The following is a 287-nucleotide window of genomic DNA, read 5'->3' as shown; positions in this document are numbered from 1 at the left end:
AAGGATGGCGAGCGCGATCCGGAGATGCACCAGACCAAGAAGGGCAACCAGTACTACTTCGGGATGAAGGCGCACATCGGGGTGGACGATGACTCCGGGTTGGTGCACCACGTCGAATGCACGGCGGCAAACGTGGCCGATATCACGCAAGCGCACAAGCTGCTGCACGGCAAGGAAGAGACGGTGTGCGGGGACAGTGGCTACACCGGGCTTGAGAAGCGCGGTGAGATGAAACGCAAGCGCAAGCTGCGCTACCTGATCGCGGAAAAGCCCTCGAAGCTGAAGCA

The 287-nt window shown here is 60.6% G+C and carries 1 protein-coding gene; it reads left to right on the top strand.

Translation table 11 applies throughout. The features are described from left to right. Positions 1–287, top strand: a 287-nt coding sequence (locus XarbCFBP7408_RS22200; RefSeq protein ID WP_146093849.1) for a transposase, incomplete at both ends; no start/stop codon positions are given.

This window comes from Xanthomonas arboricola pv. guizotiae (assembly GCF_002940205.1).
Taxonomy (GTDB): Bacteria; Pseudomonadota; Gammaproteobacteria; order Xanthomonadales; family Xanthomonadaceae; genus Xanthomonas; species Xanthomonas arboricola_C.
This window is presented reverse-complemented; position numbering and strand designations above follow the sequence as displayed.